Source organism: Massilia sp. Root133, assembly GCF_001426525.1.
GTDB lineage: Bacteria > Pseudomonadota > Gammaproteobacteria > Burkholderiales > Burkholderiaceae_D > Telluria > Telluria orientalis.
The window spans coordinates 195,726-214,157 of the sequence record NZ_LMEW01000033.1; the positions used below are offsets into that span (position 1 = coordinate 195,726).

At 51.6% G+C, this 18,432-nt stretch carries 19 protein-coding genes; 9 read left to right on the top strand and 10 right to left on the bottom strand.

Annotated features, from left to right (window positions below):
* The first annotated feature begins 510 nt into the window (after positions 1-510).
* Positions 511-1,164, top strand: coding sequence for a hypothetical protein (locus ASD28_RS23335; protein WP_056134100.1), 654 nt, complete (start codon positions 511-513; stop codon positions 1,162-1,164).
* 167 nt (positions 1,165-1,331) lie between these two features.
* A complete protein-coding gene (locus ASD28_RS23340; RefSeq protein ID WP_056134103.1) occupies positions 1,332-1,781 on the top strand; it encodes a GIY-YIG nuclease family protein in 450 nt (149 codons plus the stop codon).
* A gap of 399 nt (positions 1,782-2,180) precedes the next feature.
* On the opposite strand, the gene ASD28_RS23345 is transcribed toward ASD28_RS23340, so the two are convergent.
* Positions 2,181-2,426 (bottom strand): hypothetical protein, encoded by a 246-nt coding sequence (locus tag ASD28_RS23345; RefSeq protein WP_056134105.1) that lies wholly within the window; start codon positions 2,424-2,426, stop codon positions 2,181-2,183.
* Positions 2,427-2,581: 155 nt separating this feature from the next.
* Positions 2,582-3,376: a hypothetical protein gene (locus ASD28_RS23350; RefSeq protein ID WP_156650933.1), complete on the bottom strand. Its 795-nt coding sequence runs from the start codon at positions 3,374-3,376 to the stop codon at positions 2,582-2,584.
* Positions 3,377-4,436: 1,060 nt separating this feature from the next.
* Between ASD28_RS23350 and ASD28_RS23355 the strand changes: the two genes are divergently transcribed.
* A complete protein-coding gene (locus ASD28_RS23355; protein ID WP_156650934.1) occupies positions 4,437-5,540 on the top strand; it encodes a hypothetical protein in 1,104 nt (367 codons plus the stop codon).
* Between the two features lie 1,100 nt (positions 5,541-6,640).
* Positions 6,641-7,147 (top strand): hypothetical protein, encoded by a 507-nt coding sequence (locus ASD28_RS32025; RefSeq protein WP_156650935.1) that lies wholly within the window; start codon positions 6,641-6,643, stop codon positions 7,145-7,147.
* 88 nt (positions 7,148-7,235) lie between these two features.
* Here the strand turns inward: ASD28_RS32025 and ASD28_RS23360 are convergent, their stop codons facing one another.
* Positions 7,236-7,667 carry a hypothetical protein gene (locus ASD28_RS23360; RefSeq protein ID WP_156650936.1) on the bottom strand — a complete coding sequence of 144 codons (432 nt, stop codon included), beginning with the start codon at positions 7,665-7,667 and terminating at the stop codon, positions 7,236-7,238.
* 144 nt (positions 7,668-7,811) lie between these two features.
* On the opposite strand from ASD28_RS23360, the gene ASD28_RS33380 reads away from it, so the two are divergent.
* Positions 7,812-8,018 (top strand): DNA-binding protein, encoded by a 207-nt coding sequence (locus tag ASD28_RS33380; RefSeq protein WP_162252956.1) that lies wholly within the window; start codon positions 7,812-7,814, stop codon positions 8,016-8,018.
* A gap of 117 nt (positions 8,019-8,135) precedes the next feature.
* Here the strand turns inward: ASD28_RS33380 and ASD28_RS31320 are convergent, their stop codons facing one another.
* The 3 genes from ASD28_RS31320 to ASD28_RS23365 are packed head-to-tail and all read right to left on the bottom strand — an operon-like array spanning position 8,136 to position 12,759.
* Positions 8,136-9,410, bottom strand: coding sequence for a hypothetical protein (locus ASD28_RS31320; RefSeq protein ID WP_082579182.1), 1,275 nt, complete (start codon positions 9,408-9,410; stop codon positions 8,136-8,138).
* Positions 9,388-11,415: an AAA family ATPase gene (locus tag ASD28_RS31325; RefSeq protein WP_082579183.1), complete on the bottom strand. Its 2,028-nt coding sequence runs from the start codon at positions 11,413-11,415 to the stop codon at positions 9,388-9,390. Before ASD28_RS31325 ends, ASD28_RS31320 begins: the two co-directional genes overlap by 23 nt.
* Before the next feature lie 18 nt (positions 11,416-11,433).
* Entirely contained in the window at positions 11,434-12,759 is a 1,326-nt protein-coding gene (locus ASD28_RS23365) for a DNA cytosine methyltransferase (protein WP_056134116.1), read from the bottom strand.
* A 634-nt stretch (positions 12,760-13,393) separates the two neighbouring features.
* On the opposite strand from ASD28_RS23365, the gene ASD28_RS23370 reads away from it, so the two are divergent.
* Together ASD28_RS23370 and ASD28_RS23375 are read left to right on the top strand one after the other, a co-directional pair.
* Positions 13,394-13,993: a type II toxin-antitoxin system antitoxin SocA domain-containing protein gene (locus tag ASD28_RS23370; RefSeq protein WP_082579184.1), complete on the top strand. Its 600-nt coding sequence runs from the start codon at positions 13,394-13,396 to the stop codon at positions 13,991-13,993.
* A complete protein-coding gene (locus tag ASD28_RS23375) occupies positions 13,896-14,702 on the top strand; it encodes a hypothetical protein (RefSeq protein WP_156650937.1) in 807 nt (268 codons plus the stop codon). The genes ASD28_RS23370 and ASD28_RS23375 overlap by 98 nt, the downstream gene beginning before the upstream one ends.
* A 377-nt stretch (positions 14,703-15,079) precedes the next feature.
* Here the strand turns inward: ASD28_RS23375 and ASD28_RS23380 are convergent, their stop codons facing one another.
* The 3 genes from ASD28_RS23380 to ASD28_RS23390 form a co-directional block, all read right to left on the bottom strand.
* Positions 15,080-15,307, bottom strand: coding sequence for a hypothetical protein (locus ASD28_RS23380; protein WP_156650938.1), 228 nt, complete (start codon positions 15,305-15,307; stop codon positions 15,080-15,082).
* A 131-nt stretch (positions 15,308-15,438) separates the two neighbouring features.
* Positions 15,439-16,059, bottom strand: coding sequence for an HAD domain-containing protein (locus ASD28_RS23385; protein WP_307169163.1), 621 nt, complete (start codon positions 16,057-16,059; stop codon positions 15,439-15,441).
* Positions 15,984-16,292 carry a hypothetical protein gene (locus tag ASD28_RS23390; RefSeq protein ID WP_156650939.1) on the bottom strand — a complete coding sequence of 103 codons (309 nt, stop codon included), beginning with the start codon at positions 16,290-16,292 and terminating at the stop codon, positions 15,984-15,986. Before ASD28_RS23390 ends, ASD28_RS23385 begins: the two co-directional genes overlap by 76 nt.
* A 390-nt stretch (positions 16,293-16,682) precedes the next feature.
* Between ASD28_RS23390 and ASD28_RS23395 the strand changes: the two genes are divergently transcribed.
* The gene (locus ASD28_RS23395) at positions 16,683-17,027 is read left to right on the top strand and encodes a hypothetical protein (protein WP_056134133.1); all 345 of its coding nucleotides are present in this window, start codon (positions 16,683-16,685) and stop codon (positions 17,025-17,027) included.
* Positions 17,028-17,171: 144 nt separating this feature from the next.
* Here the strand turns inward: ASD28_RS23395 and ASD28_RS32330 are convergent, their stop codons facing one another.
* Positions 17,172-17,345 carry a hypothetical protein gene (locus tag ASD28_RS32330; RefSeq protein WP_162252957.1) on the bottom strand — a complete coding sequence of 58 codons (174 nt, stop codon included), beginning with the start codon at positions 17,343-17,345 and terminating at the stop codon, positions 17,172-17,174.
* Here ASD28_RS32330 and ASD28_RS23400 point away from each other — a divergent pair.
* Positions 17,335-18,318 carry a glycosyltransferase family 2 protein gene (locus tag ASD28_RS23400; protein ID WP_082577620.1) on the top strand — a complete coding sequence of 328 codons (984 nt, stop codon included), beginning with the start codon at positions 17,335-17,337 and terminating at the stop codon, positions 18,316-18,318. The genes ASD28_RS32330 and ASD28_RS23400 overlap by 11 nt on opposite strands.
* Positions 18,319-18,432 lie beyond the last annotated feature (114 nt).

Genomic DNA, 18,432 nt, shown 5'->3' on the forward strand with positions numbered 1-18,432 from the left:
AGGTTGGGTGGCATGAGGCTCGCCAAGCTTTATTGATTTTAAAGCAATGAAATTGCAAAGTAGAAAAATTTCTGAAAAGCATTTACAGGCATGCTTGAGCCTGATATCCTTGGGTCATCTCATCAGCTTCTTGTAAAGCACAAACGTCGAACCAGTCCTCAAAACGCAGGCTGGTGGTACTAACTTTTGTGCTTTAACAATTCAAAAGAAGCAACGCGACAAGCTGAATCGCCAAGCTTCGGCGCCCATTCTCGGCGCTAGACAAATCCCAGAACACGAAACAGACCGCCAGGCACAGGCCCCGGTTCGGTTTGTTTTCAATACCAAAGAATCAACGCAGCTGGCTGCAGTTCAGCGCCAGTTAGACGCTCCGAAGCACAGCTATCGACTGTTCGCTTATGCCATACGGAGCAAACTATCTACAAACGCCCCAGCAGGGGCGTTTTGCATTTCATACCGGCACGTCGAGCCAAGTTTCTCCGTGCCCATACCAAACAAAAGGAAAAAATCATGATTGACAATCAAGCCATCGAAACTATGTCGGAAATGCTGTCCCTGATTAAAAAATACGCAAAAACAGCATATCCCGATGTTGAAACGGAATCATCGACTGAAAGCCGTCGCCGCGCGTGGGTCATCACAACCATGCTGGCGAAGCTTGCTGAACATGCTGCCGAGAGTGACCTGCAAGCAGTTCTTGCGGACAATGTTTATAGGACATATTCAGAGCGCGAGGGGTACGCCCATGCATCAAAATGCAAGGACAGGGAATTTATGCTCCAACTGCATGAGTTCAAGAAGAGAGCAGAAGAATATAAAAACTCTCCAATAACGGGAAAGCAACGGACCGATGGAGACGTGATACGTGAACTCGAAAATCTCTATCCGCAGCGCGACGGGTTCCACGAACTGCGTGCAGAGTGTACGGGCCGACTGCAATTGAACCTGCCAAAGAAGGAGGAGAAGCGGGCAATGGCAGACCTAGCCGTTTTTCAGGAGAAGCTTGATAGTATCGAAGAAAAGCTCAACGCGACCGAGGCGCTCGCGTCAAGCCGGGGACTAGCCGTGTCGTTCAACAGGTATCGTACTGTTATCGAGAAAGCCAAAAATCGAGGGGGACTGAGCCGCCGCGGCAAAGCCAGTGACGGACGCAAGATGGCTTGAGGAAAACTCATTTGTACTAGTTCAGACTTGACCTGCCACACACTGACAGATGAGTTAGAGTGCTGCGAGACCGGTACCAGTGCTGCGAGACGGGTACCGGCTAGAGCGGACATTCATTGCAAGTCTATGTTTTTGGTACTCTCAACGTAAAAAGGACCAGGTGGGCTATGAATATCGGAAGCGGACAATTTGTCTACATGGCAATGATGCAAGACAGCCCGTATTTAGTGAAAATTGGACACTCGCGCAATCCCATCGACAGGGAACGCTCTCTCTTTGACGCCGGGGTTCCAGAGCCGTATCACATGCTACACGTCTGGGAGGTACACGACATGCTCCACGTTGAAGAGAGAGTTATACACCCGTGGTTAGAGCCTTTCCGAAATATTTATGGCAAGGAGATATTCCATCTGGATTACATCTACCCGGACCTAATTGACCCAGAGATATGGGATAGCATAAATGGCTTGAATCTCGCCAACAAGCTCTCCGAAGACATCGACGCTTACCTCAAACAACGCAATATTGCATACCAGCGGGTCTGGTATAACGACCTTGAGCGATATGACGCTGCCATTCAGGAGCAGAAGAAGTCGTCGAAAGCCCCGCGTTATTAGTCCGCTGTTTTGAGTCCCGAAACATCAAGCGTCAGCTTCGGGCACATGTTGCCGGTCGCTGTCAGACACGCTGTGTCAGGTCAAGTATGAGCTAGTACACAGATGGGCGGCCTAGTTTGCCACGCTAACTCTCCCAACGGCGCCTGTCTAGTTTGCCCGCACTTAAACTTTTCACGTGAAAAGTCAGGAGGAATATCGACTTTGTGAGTCTTCGCGTTACCTGTTTGAGCGAAAAAACAGCAGCCGTTCCGGGGCTGCTGTCTGTGCACACTAGCCGTCCGAAGAAGCTACGGCTCTTCGCTTTGTTGGCTGGCGTCGCCGGACATCTTGGCGCTGCGTTCGCGCGGCACTGGCTCCAGCAGTACTTTGCTATCTCCCAGCAGGGTAAATCTGACCTCGTCACCAGGCCGAAGGTTCATCCTTGCGACGAATGTCGGCCGGAATGGTGACTTGGCCCTGGTTTGAAACGCTGACCGTTGTCTCGTTCTCGAGAACCCGCTCAACGAATTCCGGCGGTAACAGCCGGAGCAAACTCCTATCCTTTTCGATGCTTGGGCGCATCGCTTCGTACAAGTAGTCGAGCCCAATTTCCTCCGCCCGTTCATGAGAAATCGGCTTCAACCGGGGTTTCTTTTTGTCGTCCATGGCAGGGTTCTATTAGTCAGCTTGGTTCTATCGTAGCCGAACTCTCTCCTCGATGCCCCCAGTCCCCCAACGCAATCGAGAGCCCAGCGTTCTGCTTCTTGGTGACCCGAACCTCTTCAGTTGCCACCTTGAACCGTTTGACCGCTTCGTCAGCTTCAAGGTAAGGCTGACGTAGTGAGAACTGTGGGCTTGCGTTGAGCGTCATTCTTTTCTACCTCGGCCTTGCGCTTCTTCTCTTCCTTTGTAGCCTTAGACTTGGCCTCCGCTTGACGCGCGGCTTCGACATCAGCTGCTGTGATGTAATAGCGGCGGAGGGCCTCTGCGGCTTCGGCAACGAGCACGACCGGGGCGAAGTCGGTGGCAGTCACGCCCGCGCTACGCAACGCGTAGCGAAGAGCCCGCTCGCCGAAATTTAAGTGCAGTCGCAGGGCGAACAAATCCTCAGGGGCCAAGCCAGTGAGACTCTCTTTTGGAGCTGCGTGCGTTGTGACATGCTTGAGAAGGTCATCGGTTGCCGCGCATAGAGCACGGATTTTTTCGCCGACCGAATATACTGCAGGGCCCTTTGCCGGTGTCGCCACCCGAGTAAGGGCCGGGGCTCCAAGCTCGGCACGGACCTTCTCTTCGACCTCGGCACGGACCCTCGCGAGTACGCGAGACGGTACCTTCGGGCGCCCGTAGGTCCCATTCTTCTTCAGCCACTTCTTGACCTCGGCGAGGTGTTCGGGGGATACCGTGTAACCCACTGCCGCTCCCTTTTCGGTAATGTTGATTTTAGGGGCGTCAGGGTTGGTCGCTAGGTTGAAGCTCGCGTAGCGGGGGGCGAGGGTCTTTTTTTGTGTGCGGTCATAGTACTGGTAGCAAATAAAGGCGGTCGTCTTGTCTTTGGCCGGTGGCTTCAGACAGTACTCGCGCATTGTTTTTTTACGTGGGGCTTTTAGCAGGGACATTCGAGAACTCCATTCAGTAGATTTCGGTTGTACTTCTCACAGCGCCGTTTGTTACTGCAAGCGGTACTTCTTATAGCAACCGCAAACAGCCCACTTGAATGGCGCAGCACGCGACGTCGTTGAATGGTCCTGCAAGCCGCTCATAGTTACGGTGCTGCGCGCTTGCCTCTTACCCGGAACCGCATGCTGTAGGGGTAGATACTTCTGCGAGAAGTACCAGGGCATGCGTCTGTGCGCAATCACAATGACGGGAGCAGTACGATGCGGCGCCTTCGGTCGAGAGAAAAGGGTTGCTGCCATAGGGGAACGCTCGACGTTCGCGGTACCTTAAAACGCTCGGAAACGTCGACGCTAGACGAAGTGACTCATGCGGGTCGGGTGTCCAGCCCGACCCATAAAGAAGCCCCCGAAGGGGGGCGGCGCTCGCCGTAGGCGATGGCCGACAAAACGAGTGAGGCGACGCGTCGAACAAGCGAAGAACGGCCCAACAGGGCCGTTCGTAGTGCGCTGAGACCGAGCCGAATGACGGCCCCCAGGCCGGCGTTTTGCGCGGGGGGGCCGCCCGCGACGGAGAGCGCAGAGGAAGGGACGGGCGAATGCCCGCCCTGACTCGAAGCGAACCGCCGGGTGGGGGCAAAGCCCGCCGACTCCTCTTTCCCGTTTAGAAGAAGCGCCTGCGGGGACCCCGGGCACCGTCGAGCCCCAACCCGCGGGGCCACGACCGCTGCGCAGCGGCGGGTGGGGAAGGGGAGGGGCGAAGACCGTAGCGTCTATGCGCGTGCGCGTAGATGGCGGAGCCCCTGTTTTGGACGGGCGCGCAGCGACCGGTTAAAACAGGGGGGGGAGTGGGGTCCCCGCAGGCGCGCCAGCGCCGGAGTCGGCCCACTGTAGGGGAGCGGGCCCTAGCCCGCAACTACCCGTTCCGCCCTAGCGGGCGAGCGCAGCGAGAGGGTGGTGGCCCCTGATTCAATGTAAGAACCCACCCCAGTTTTTTCTGCAAATGCAAAGTGGGGTCCGGAGTGGGTTGCTATACGTATAAAACCACCCACGAGCATTTCGGATGACACAAAAACAACAACAAAACGCAGGGGCAAAAGTTCGCCCTCGATATGTCACGCCCGACAAAGTGCGCACCCTCAAGTGCGACGCCACGGTCGCCCAAGACGCCTACATTCTTGCGACCTTGGAGCTACTAGCCGACTTCGGTACCCTTCGCGCGCAGACCATCGGCAAAGCACTGTTCTCGGGGCGGAGTACGGTCGCTGCACATGCCGCTGCAAAGCGTACACTCAAAGCATGCATCGAGCGCAAGCTCATCGAATCGCGGCGCAAGCCTGGCACTCAGCATGTTTACTACGTGCTGACCCGTGCAGGTGCAGTGCATATCAACGAGCGCGGCGCATTATTTTCGGCAGCCACGAGCGGGCGTGCTTTGCTAACCGGTGACATGCTTAAAGCGAACCACCGCGAGTGGGTCGCAAATATCGTAATTGCAGCAAGGAAGCGCGACGGCGTCAACAGCTTCGGTGAGCTCGCCATCCAGCGTGAGCCAGGCGCAGTTTCGACGACTTTGGTCGATGAACGTTTTAAGGGGCACCATGTGCCGGACGCACTGACATTTGACCAATACCAAATGGTCGTCGTGTGGCACGAGGTCGAGCTGTCACGGCGCAACGCATGGAGCGACATGACACAGCACCGAATGGAATCCAAAGAACGTGAACGCGCCAGAAAGGCCGGCGTGGACCCGCGCGAGATGCGTTCTGGCCGCGACCAGTTTGTACACCTGATGCGCACGCTCCGGGAAGCCTATGTGTTGTACCGCGCTGGTGGCGAGTACCGTTTGGTGTTTGTCGCGCATTGCGCAACCAAGCTCATCTGCCAGGAACTATCGCGCCTCGTCGAGCAAGCCTTCACTCCAAGTCACCGCGACGGTATGTATCGCCCTGCGCTCGAGGTGCTTGACCCGGGCATGCATTACCGGGTGAACTACAACAACGGCAAAGAGCATCGTTTCGACGTCTACCTGCAAATGTTACCGTGCGAGGATGTCGTTGAGGCGCCAGTGTTTTCGCAGGAAATGCTGTGGCCGGATGCCCCTCATCACCTGCGTGAAGATACTCTATCGGACAAATTTATTGCACGCCGAAAGCGGAGAAGTTAAAGCAGTAACCTGGTCCAGCCACAGTTCGGCACGTCCATCCATTACGCCGGATTATCCTCTGCACAGCGCCTGCCGTACGCACGACTACACCGTGCTTTTTTGTGTAACTCTCCAGGGAACGCATGCGCACCCCGTAAGGTAAAAGTAGGGGTGATAGCCACAGGCTGACGCTGCGAAAGTCGTTAGAACGCCGCAATGCGGCGGCGGTGGCGCTACCGATGTAAGCACGGCTGCATGCGCCGGTACGGCGTCCTGGTTAGTACGTAAAGAGTTTTTGCGTGGAAGACGCGGGTGCGCCATTTCGAAGCGTATAAGAAAAAATTCGACTACTTGGAATCTCGAAGTCAAGATGCGTTAAATCTTCTCGGTTCGAAAGTGTCGCTGCGTGCGAAGTCGCAGATTGGCTTGTCACAAGGCAATAGGTGGGGCATTCTTATATAGAATATAAGATTTAAATACTATTATTTTTTATAAGAAGCTCTGGAGTAGGGCAAAACAACTCCCAGGCCGAACGCTTGTCTCGGCCTAGTGTTTTACCCCTTCTCGTCAGATGGCTTCTGAGCCAATGCGGTAGGGCACGTATGTCGTGATGAGACGCACACGCACAGCCAGACTATCCAACGGACTCATCCCGTTCCAGTCGCCCTCTAGCTGACACCCAGGCTGCGCCCTTGACTTCCCGCTTGGCGCGTCGAACGGGCGCGGTGGTTTACCCCTCTCCTCCGTTCGGAGCGCCGATACGTAATTGTCGCGCTCATGAGTTATAGCACCTGTCTTTATACGGTTTGTCAGTGTATGTCGCTCTTCGCGGCGCTGTTACATCGCTCGGTGATATCCAAGCATCTTTCGTCCTTGATTGCCTAGCTGTGCCTCCAGACACACCGGCCGAGCCTTTTTTTCACTGGCAATGCATACTATTAGTCACTTGCAGTTATTTACCACCGCTTTCTGCATCGTAGTCTTCATGTATAGGTCACCGTCGTTAGTCCCGACTGGACGCTAGCTCTATCCGTCAGGCTACTCGGAAGACGACATCAAGGCTAAAACCGCTGCTCATACTTTCAAGAACTCAACAACAGCCCGAGTGGCACCTCACCATCATGAACGCAAACGACACCCTTCAAAAGTTTTTTGACCTTTTTGGCAAGAGTGACCCAATCTCAATTTTGCTCACGAAAGCAGGACGTCGCTGGGAATCGGCAGCGCTGCCCGAAACCATCAAACCAGGACTGCTTGGGAGATGTTATCCACAATCACGTTTGCTAGCAAAGAGGCATCCAAAGAAATATTTCTACGTCGAGGGATACGCTTGCCATGAAGATTATTCGGTACCAATCCATCATGCTTGGTGTTCCGACCGGTCCGGTCGAGTCGTCGATAACACGTGGCATAGTCCCGAACGAGCAGTATATGTCGGCGTCGCGTTCAAGCATTCAGTTTTCGATGAGAAGCTACCGCATTTTTGCGACTGGGGACTGTTGCGTTCCCCGGAATTTCTCAAGCGAGTGTTAGAAAACCCAGAGCGCTATATCGATATGGATTGGTACCGCGCAGATGAGCCGCTAGGCACAAAGTATACGAACGCCGATAAATTGAAGAGTTGTTAAACTGTTCTCGACAAATAACCAGTTCGGTTTTCTAAGAAGGACGACTTCTCATCGGAGTCGTCCTTTTGTCTGATGTTGTGAGGGAGAGTCACAAGCAGAAGACGGTTGCGCACAGTCGGGGCCAAGCCGCACGCAATTTCAACAGTGAAATGTAAGGCTCGAAGACCTCTGCGCCATCTTCGATTTCGCCGACCATCTGCTTCGGCTCCCGCCACAAGGAGCGGTCGAGGTTGACTCGTTCGTAGAGCAGCGCCCAGCGACCCTGAAGCGCGTGCGGCGCAGAGTTTGCGACCTGCACGAAGAGCTCGGCCGCGGCAAGAGACCAGGGAGCTACGGCGTCAAGACCGAATTCAACCATAACATCGTTGTCAGACATTGCATAGCTGACCCGGTGGTCGAGCCAATCCTGAAGGCTTAGCCCTGATTGCTGTGCAGTTTTAATTGCGGCCGCACAAACGGCTGGTGACATATGCAATAACGTACACACGCCTGGTTTCGTTGAAAGCTTTGATGAATGCATTCGGACTATCCTTGTGTATGAGACAACACGAGGGTGCCTGAAATGAGTGGTCGGCGCAGCAACTTTTGATTACGTAATCTCATTTTTGCCACGTACCTACACGTCTTGCCCCTCAAATTGAGGAGCTTTCAAAAGGAGACAAAAGTGGCAGGAAGGCCAGGTATCACTATAGTTGACGTTGCGCGCGCTTGCGTCGCATTAAGCCGGCAGAAACGGCGAATTGGTCCTAGCAATGTTCGGCTGGAGCTCGGGCGAGGTAGCATGACAACTATCAGTCGTCATCTACATCGTCTTGCTATCCGAGATTTCAACGAGAAGAAGCCGATAAAGAAGGCAGCGTACGGAATTTAGGACAGGCTCCTTCGATTCAAACATTCCACTCATGTCTATGAAGTGAAAGCTTCATAGACATTTTTTAAACAATGCGGAATATCCGGATGAGGTTGCTGCGCAAGCCTAAAGATGAGTCTAATTCATTAAAACTTGGTCCAAGAGTTTGCTTGCTGCACCCAAGCTTGTACCAAGCATTGGTACTCGCACAATTGCGATTTCATATACATCATTGGCTAAGGTTGCGGAGAACTTTTCGCAATGTCCCCCAGCGCCGGTTTTTACGCTAACGTCGGGGTATATTAAATACAATTTTTTACACTCGTATTTCGACCCATAAGTAAGAAGTTGATAGATGTCTTCACGTTTTACGCCACGATTTTTGGTACTATGGTCGAGCTCTTTCCACTTGGCGTCCAAAATCATTTTCGTCCGGCCTAACGAATCCACTACACGCATATCTGGAATAAGCTCAAAGATACCTGTGTTGGCGTTGTCCTGACACAAGAAAGTACCTCGCGATTGTGCATTGGTTACTAAACCTTTAGCTGAAACTACCGCTGCTACCTCTTTAGAAATGAATTTCTCAAAAAGTCTAGATGTAAATATAATTTCGCCTACAGCCAAAGTATCTCCGGATAAGGTTCCGGAACCGCGCTCGTCGATAAGTGCTTCGCTAAGTTTCAGTAACGATAAATAGTAATCTGGCAAGCGGTCTCTTCTAACCCGTGTCCACTCGTTTGCAATATCACTCGATAGAACAACACTATCTAACTCTGCCGCACATGCGTCAATTTTTGCTCGTATCCCAGCAGAGCAACGAGGCCTATAGAGGTTCAGAACAGCTTTGAAAATTCGGTTCTCAGCAATGTCTTCAGTAAGGGCAACCCATTCTGAGGCTATCATCCCTGGACGTCGAATACTTTCATAGCACTGTCTTGGAAAGGCAATACGACCTCTAGGTGCATTTAATGACTCTTGTTTGGTCACGTATCTACGCAATACTAATTTGCGTCGAGCCAACTGAAGTTCCAGACAAAAAGCAGATATCAAAGCCTCATGACGATTCCCGTGGTAACTGAGAAGAGTCGCACCTGAACTAACAGAATTAGACGAGCTTGCATATGCAAGCATCGCCGTCAAATTACTGTCCAGTTTTGTAAACTGCTCCTCGGAGAGAGCATCAGCTCCCATAGGAGCAACCTCTAAACGAAACTTGGAAGTCTCGAGTGTTCCTGACCAAAATTTAGGCGTTATGGAACTTGGCGCAACATCAAAGTAAGGCCCCGGGTCACTCCTAGTCTCTCGTTTCCATGCCTGAAGAATACATGCAATGTCGTCAAGTCCACGTAATCTTCCTGTTGGACCATACGAAAGCTTTGTCCATTCTTTACATCGAATTAACGGTTTCATTGGAGGTCGACGCTAATGTACTGCTCGGTTGAGATTCCTCAGCCATATTTGTCTCGAAAATCTGGCGAATACAAGCTACCGCATATTGTTCGTCATCGGGGCCAGGTATCAGCTTCGCCCCATTCCAAAATCGAGAGTCAATTCGTAAGTTTCTTGGGGTGGTATGTGCACGGTAACCCATCGTTGCAGCCACATCCATATCGACTGAGAACAGCTTGGCAAAATTGTCTTCTTGTGTAGGGAGGACGAAAATCTTCTGCTTTTGCTCCGGATTTACGCCGAGCACTAGAAGCATAAGCCCTTCGTTGCCATAAAAATACTCTCGAAGAAGCGGAATAATTTTTTTCACCAAACGTTCGATAATCTGAAGATTGGTCTTGCAGCCGACAAGGTAGCCATGACCAATGCAATGGTCAGCATCAATTAAGTGTTCGATGCGTTCATTTATGCATGTGAGCAACTTCCCGCAGTCTATTGAAGGTGTATCGTTGGTGGCATTCAGGATTTTTGGTTCCGGGGGCACTTCAACGAAATCAAAACGACGACGTAACGCGTGGTCGACCAAAGCAATGTTTCGGTCAGACGAGTTCATTGTGCCAATCAGATGGAGATTGGAAGGCATGAATAATCGCGACTCAAGCTCTGATGCATGAGGATACTGTAACTCAAAACCTATCGGAAATTCTGCACCAACGCGCTTGTCAGTCTCCATTGCCGAGATAAGCGGCCCCAAAATACGGCTTAAATCTCCGCGGTTAATTTCATCAATGACAACTACAAATTCTTTATTGGGGTTTTGAAGCGCTCGACGAATCATGCGCAACAGTACGCCTTCATGAATGCGATAGCTGAGATTTCCATTCGTAGGGCTTTTTTTATTTTCAGAGGTATCTGATTCTTCACCCACGTCTGTACTATTCGTTTCTTCAGCTACATCATTACTTTCGACAGCGCCCACAACCGGCCGAATCGATTCTATTAAGTCTTCATATTGGAGTGAAGGGTGGAACGTCACAAACGCACATTGGTCACGATGTTCGTTGAATCTGCCGAATGAAGCAGTAAAGTCGCCCTTATCATGAAAACTAGGCTCGACAAGCTTAACAGCCTCTCGAACAGCACTCAAAGTTTTCCCAGTTCCTGGTGGCCCATAATATACGCGGACTACGGACCGAGTTGAGCTTTTTTTCCGTAGCTGAATCCGTGCGCTCGCGGACGCTAGGTCTTGATAGGCCAAAGCGCGGAACGCTTCAAAATCTTCTAGATTCGAAAATGGGAACACATTTTCGGCGAGGTGTTGTGAACACTCAGCGAGTTTACTGAGTTCTTCAAAAAAATCTTCTTTCGATATACTGGTTGGAACTACTCGAACACAAATAAAGGACGCAAGAGTCTTTTTAAGAGTGGTGGTGCGTATGTCTTTTAAATTGATGCCTTCAGGGGAGACATCACTAATCGAGCTTTCATTTAGAGACGTTATTGGATTAAGTATTAACCCATTTTGGTCCCAATCTAAACTGGAAATTTTTCGTCCAAACATCGATAGGCCTGAGTTCTCTAGGCCGTCTTTTGCGATGTCGAATAGAAGATTTGAAACTTCGCCAAGTCTATTATTGTTTTGAGCGTTTTGATAATGTGATGCAATACCTAAGACAATGGTTTCTGCGCGAGGAATGGACATAATGACTGCTCGCCACCCAACATTGCTACGGTATCCATCAAACAAACTCTTCCAATACGGATTGATAGTTGTGAAATGAATTTCTCCGAGCCACTCTTTATATTTATCTTTGTCCCAACCCTCGTCTTCAAGCTTACGTCTTACAGGCTTTCGAAGCTCGTTCTTCCAAATGTTTTTTGCGTTTTCTTCGGTATAAAAATTGAAATTGGGCTCAACTCCCCAGCAACTGTCTGAAAAAACTTCTTTCAATTCTTTGATTGCCGAGGAACGTCCGGTTTCACATTCCGACTTTAATTTTGTTTTGAGAAGCTCGAGTATGGACATATAAAGTTGCCAGTATTCTTATGCTGTCAATGCGAAATTTTCGATAGATGAGCTATCGACTGAAGAAACCTTTTTAACTGCAATCATAGAATCTAGAATGGACAGAAGTTCTCGGATAGTATGGCCTAGCCCTTCTGCCAATAATGGAGGTACTGCATTGCCTACCTGCGAGCATCGAGCGACATCAAGCTTTCGTCGTGGACCATTGATAGTATAGCGCCCATAAAAGTAGAAATCATCTGGAAAAGACTGAAGGCGGGCCATTTCTCGAACAGTTATGTTACGAGGCTCCACGTAATGAATAAACTCATCTGGGTGTGTTGTAATCGTCGAAACCACTTTGTCTTTGTCGATTAGGACCTTTTTATCTTTTTTGGTCTCATTTGCAAGCAGAAATGCTTTCGACAATCGGCCTGGAGGTTGAGTCTCATGCGCATGTTGGTAAAGCTCTGTAATTCGGGAGCCATGTTTGGAAAAACGGTGCGAGTTTGGCACGCTGCCTGTAAGGTGTCCTCGTCGCATTGCCTTAGCATAAGAAGATACCGCGTCGGAGTAGGTGGCCGAATCGAATTTTTCGGAGTCGGGGCAAGGCAGTCGCGACCCTCCATGCAGGTCGTGTATTGCCTCCTCTGCCGTAACACTCTTGGTAGGGTGAAGACCCCAGTGTGTTCTAACACTTTTGGCTGCATTGTTTATTGCATTAACAAATAATTTTCTAAGCTCTTCTCTGCCAAGCGGGCAATCCTGGACTCCAACGATTGCTACACGCTTCCTGGCCTGTGGAACGCCAAACATACTTGCATCTAGAACTTCAAAGGTTCCCGTATAGCCCATTTCTTCGAGACGCTCAATGACTGCGTCTGCAACAGAAGTCTTATCTTCACCAGGTCGAGCCACAAACCGTTTTGCGATTCCTTCTACGTTCTCAATGAGTACAACGCGTGGACGTACCAGTCCAACCATGTCTAGCATTTGGAATACAAGGGTATTACGTTCGTCTGCACCGTCGCGTTTTCCACCAACGCTAAATCCCTGACATGGAGGACCTCCTGCCATGAGCGTAACCTTGCCGCGTAATTCGCTGACATTTTTTCTAAATTCTGAGTCTTTTAGAAGGGCAACAATGTCATGATTTTTCTTGGGAAGCCAGTCGGGCCAATTTTTATATGTACTATAATTCGCCCCTTCCTGAATCAGATTGTTGCTTAATGTTTCAAATGCCATCGGGTCTCGCTCAATAGCAAAAATGCCGTCCCATCCTGCCTCATGCAAACCAAGCGAAAGGCCGCCGCATCCGGCGAATAGGTCTATGCATGAAAAACTAACTTTCTTTTTTTGTTTCATTTTGAATAATCTAGGAATTTGATTTTCGTTTGTCACAGTCAGCATTAGCGCCGCTTGCGCTTAGTAAGGAGCCCTGAAAGGGAAAACCTTCCCTGTCGAGATGCTCCTTTATGAGCCGGACAATAAGTGTTGATTTTTTGTAACCCTGATTTGCACAGTACGCGTCAAAGCGCGCGGACTCATCATCATCAAGGAGTACAGAAATTTTGGAGGCCATAGGATGCTCATACTTTTCAATTTCGCACATTGTCGCACAACCATGCGTGTAGCGCAAAAGTGCGCACTTTTGAGTATTTGTGAGTAGTTGTGGTAACCCATGGGCTGTACATAAACACAGTGTACAGTAGGTGGCGGCGTTGATGAAGAAGTACCTTTGACATGTCGTATGGGTAGGGCTAGACCAAAGTCATTACTTCTCGCCGGCTGCTTGAACACGCACGGCATGAAATGTCATGGCTGACGTACTGCTCTGCAGCGCAAGAGGTGCTAGAGCGTTGCTGGCTGACGGAGCGGAGTCGCGCGACGCCTACTTGTCTAAAGTAGTGTTATAAGCTGGTGCGACAAGTCAAGGTGGCGATATGCTAACGTTGTTGCACTTGTGCCTGTACTCCGCTTGTAAAGCAGGGAGGGGAAGATGCCAAATGGTAACATTCCAGGAAAACACTCTGTTGAGCCGTTGAGCCATTTTTTGGTAAGATACAACGTTACTCAAGGCCGATTTGTAGTACCGCCCGCCATCCTGCAGGAAGACCGAGGTTTACCTATGACCCCACAACTAGACGTTGTACAACGTCTTATCATCACACGACACCGTGAGCTGTTCGAGGAAAGCCCATCGCCGATGAAGCTGCAGAAGCTATGCTACTACGCGCAGGGGTATTTGCTTGCTCAGAATAAAGAACTCTTCAAAGAGGATTTCCAAGCATGGCAGCACGGGCCCGTTGTCCCTTCCCTTTACCGACGCTACAAAGATTACGGGTGGCGTAGCATCGCAGAGGACATTCCATTCGACATCGCGGACATTGATGCGGGCGTAGCTCAAGAGATTTCTGACATTGTTGCAGCCTATGGTCGTTATGATGGCGCAGCTTTGAGTACGATGACGCATAGGGAGGCTCCATGGCTGGATGCGCGAGGTGACCTACCAGAAACTCAAGGAAGCACGGAAATTATTACTAAGGACGCTTTGCGCGCATACTTCACTGTTAAGCTTGCAGCAGATGGCGGGCAGTAAGTACTCGCGCACAGCGGAAAAGGACCATGCGAAGGTCTCGACCGAAAAGCTTCGCGTTTCCTTTGAATATTTAGACTTGAGTCTTCCGCACTTCTTCATTCATGGGCTTGAGGCTGAACACTATCGTAAGATTTTTGACTGTATCCATGAGATTACAGACTCGACTGAGGACCAAATCGTTCAACAAAAACATCCTTCCCTTGAGGCTAAGTCGATTTTTAACAAGGGTGGTGAGTACAAGCGATTTCCCGAAGATATAGAGCAGCGCATTTTCCAGAAGATTTCCGGAATTCAAAAGCGGGCGGCAGAGTCGGAGAACGATGGTGCTAAAGTCGAAGAGGACGCATACGTCATGGCTCGCGCACAAGCAGAAAGCCAAGCGAAATCAATTGTCTCGCGGGCCTTTGAAGTGCGCGTTGGGAAGGCTTATGGACGTATTCACGGCATCGTTTGGGACAAAGTTTTCTATGTAGTTTGGTTTGACCCGGCACATAATCTATATCCTGATGACCGCTTTGGCGGCGTCAGATTCCATAAGGATTTCGCTAGGGTAAAAGGATTTAGTCCAGAAGACGTGACAAATCTCCGCGAAGTTCATCTAGAGCATTGTAACCAAATCCAAGCGGAGCTTGAAAAATTGCAAGCAGATAACGACGAACTGATGGAAACGTTCGCCTCGATGCCTTCGCAAGAAGTAAAACAAGTGTAGCCCTGAAAACTGTCGGGAGACTCTCTTGAGTGAGCCTTTGGCGTGACGCCGGTACAATATTATCTCAAACCCATCTAGTAAGACCTAGTGGACTGGGTAGCGCTATGCGTTTTCCCTACTCTACATAGTTTCAACGGCCTCAACATTCCTATATTTGGCTCGTGCTATGCTTCGTTCTCTCGATTGGGCATCTTGCCTATGACGACGTTAATCCAAATTCTGACCGTTTCTACAGCGCGGCGACGGGCGATGCGCCTGCTGGGCACGGCTGGAGTCGTTGTGGGCACTACGGCATTGGTCATTGTAGGGTGGGTGGCTGCTGTGTCATGATGCCTAGACAACAGTACCGCATCCTCGGCCGACCCGCGAGTCACGTGCTATCTGAGTAGAAGACATTTGACTTTCGTCCCAAGCTTGTCTTCATCCAGCGTCCAAGCACAACCACCGTTTCCTAAGTCATAAATCACAGCTGTCGTCGCCGTAACGTCATCGATGCGCACAATGCCCACATCGTCGCTGCCATCATCGGGCTGTACCACCTCAGTATCGCCACCCAAGATTTCTCTGGCCGCAGCCAAGACTGCCATCAATTCGTCGATACTCATGTTTACGTTTTGTTTGGTGTTAAACACTGCAGCAAGATTAAGGAGGCGGGCCAGTCATTGGACAGCTGCGTGCCCATCCTGGCCATCGCAAAGGCGGGTAGTACACTCGATTGCACGTGCTGCGCTTGAGGTCATTTAAGAGCCTCACTATAGCCTGCCACTCCTTGCTGTCGAAGCCGTTGACGCGCCTCCTTGTACTGCTTTCGTGTAAGTCCGTAGCCGCTTTTACACAGCACTACGTGCCCGTCGTACGCCAGTGGCGAGTGCATGAGCGTGTAGCCGCTGTTGGTGTCATCGATGACCAGGAACGGCTGTTCAGCCTGGCGGTGCGCATCAAGCCACCATTCAATTTCATCACGTCGGCTCGACGATAGCGCCCGTGGCGTTTGCCACTCTGTATGCAGATTTGCGACTACGAACTGCAGCTCTGTGCGCGTGAGCGCCTCGCACATCTGTTCCCGGCTAAGATACGTGGCCCAGCTCGAGCTGATGACAAACCACGGGTTGAACTCGTCGTTCAGTAGACGCAAATTCGCTGCAGCTTCAGCATCGACTAGGTTCTTCCACAACTCGGGATAGTCTGGAATCTTCCCTTGGACAATCTTCAGAACCTGACCGCTGTGGTGCACGTCGCTCAGGCACAACACATCGTCTAAGTCCAGGAATAGGAGCGGCCTCACGCATTGGCCTCTAGCTTTGCCGGCTCGATGCGCAGGCGTCCGCCGAGGTAGTGTTCCACGCCCAGGCACCACCGCCGAACGCTTGGCTGAGCACGAAGCGGTTCTACTGCCGCTGTTAGCCTGCCATCGTCACCAATGTAGATAGCACGAAACGCGGCCAAGGGTGGACCATTTACACTGCTGCTCTCAAGTGAGAATACTGCGTTTAAGCCCTGTCGAAACAGCTCACATGCGTCATCGTTGTCAATCGGTCCCAGTCGTTCAATCAAGTAGTCGACCTGCTGCAGCACAATTTCCCGGCTCATTCTGCTCTCCATGATGCTGTACATATGTACAGCATTATCGTATCACCAATTGAGCTCGAGCATAACAATAAACCGTTTGAAATCAAACGGATACTGGTGCTACGTTCATCGACACTGCTAGTCTCCGGCTAGTCCTGGCGTCATCTCCGCAAGGCGACCGTCACGGATGTCTCGCCGGATGTCTTCAGGTGTGCGTGGTGGCGTGACACGAAGCTGGCCGGCTGAGAACACGGGTTTGTTGCGGTCGCCTTCGGGCACGACTTCTTTGTCGAAATGTAGCGGGTGGTTCATAGCAACCTCTTGGGAAAGGATGACGTCAATGTAGCATGGTCTGTCGCAGGGGAAGATGGCGTGGCATACTGTCAGAAATTTCTTTTTGCTAACATAACTATGAAGAACATCGCGGCTTTAGTTCTTGCTCTCTCGACCACCTTTGCCACCGCTCAGGAGGCAGCGCCGACCGCGGCGGATACGTTCGCCAAGACATCGTCGCCGCTGGCTGGCTTCGTTGAGCAAGGCGTGGAATATCAGGCGGTGGCTATGGCAGGAAAGCAGTGCGGGCTGTTCTCGGATGCTGAGGTCTCGTATGGGTACAAGTACTGCAATGTGGCGTTGGCGGTTATGTTGAGTGAGCGCGAGGACGCTCAAGCATCCGAGGAATTAGCGCTAAAGCAACTAAACCAGGCATACGACAAAGCGCAGCTAGACCTCTTTAAGTACGACGGCCGCAAGTAAGCTTGGGGAGAATTTTGGGGAAAAAAGGGGAAAAAAGAGACTGAATTTCTTCCTAATACTGCTTCCTCTTGCGCACTGCTGCCGATTACAATAGTCAGTAATTTCAAAGAGTTACAGTTTTCATGCGGGTTTCCGGCTGGAAAATCATTGGCCTCCGAAGCCAAGGGTCGTGGGTTCGATCCCCGCCAGCCGCGCCATGCCTTCCTGTCCCCGCACACCGTAGTGCCCGTTTCCTTCCGGATTTGCTGCAAATGTGTCAACATTCGACACTGCAGCCGATTTTCCAGCCATTTCAAAGAGGACGACGATGAGCGCCAAGGTTTTTGTGGTGATAGTGACCTACAACGGATCCAAGTGGGTGACCCCGTGCTTTTCCAGCCTGCGCAAGTCGACCGTGCCGCTGCACACGATCGTCATCGACAACGGATCGAAGGACGACACGCTGGCGCGCATCGCGGCCGAGTATCCGGAAGTGGAGGTCGTCGCTACCGGAACGAACCACGGGTTCGGCAAGGCCAACAACATCGGCATGGAAATGGCGTACCAGCGCGGCGCGGACTATGTCTTCCTGCTCAACCAGGATGCCTGGATCGATCCGGACGCGGTGCAACAACTCGTCGAGGCGCACCAGCGGCATCCCGCCTATGGCGTCATCAGCCCGATGCACCTGAATGGCGCCGGCGACGGCCTCGATTACGGCTTTTCGAACTACATCGCGCCGAACAAATGCCGGGGCTTGTACTCGGATCTCTTCCTCGGCCGCCTGAAGGACGTGTACGACGTCGGCTTCGTGAATGCCGCCGCCTGGCTGGTGACGCGCGCCTGCATGGAAAAGGTGGGCGGCTTCAGCCCGTCGTTCTTCCACTACGGCGAGGATGACAATTACACGCAGCGCCTGCAGTTCCACAAACTGAAACTGGGCGTCCTGCCCGCGTCGCGCATCTATCACGACCGCGAACAGCGCCCGCCCAGCAAATTCTTCGAATCGGGCGAAACCTTCCGGCGCGAAGTCATCGCGCGCAGCTCGAATCCGAACACGCATTTCTCCTTCGGCCGCGAGTGGGTGTCCGTGTTCGCCCACCTCGGCTTTGCGCTCGCGCGCGTGAACATGCAGGACGTCAAACTGCAACTGGCCAAGATCCGCCTGCTGGCCGGCATCGACAAGGCAGCCATCGCCGCCAACCGCGAGCGCAGCAAGACCGGCCGCGCCGCTTTCCTCGCTCTCGACGCCGGCAACGCCACTGCCTACCCGGAAGACATAACATTACGACAAGTTACGAGCGCTCAATAACCATGCTTACAACACTCCGGGACGTAAGGACAAGGTATTGCTTGCCTGTTTAGACCGCAGCCACTTATTCTGCTGTTCTCGGCGTGTTTCGATTCATGCGCACGGTATGTCTTG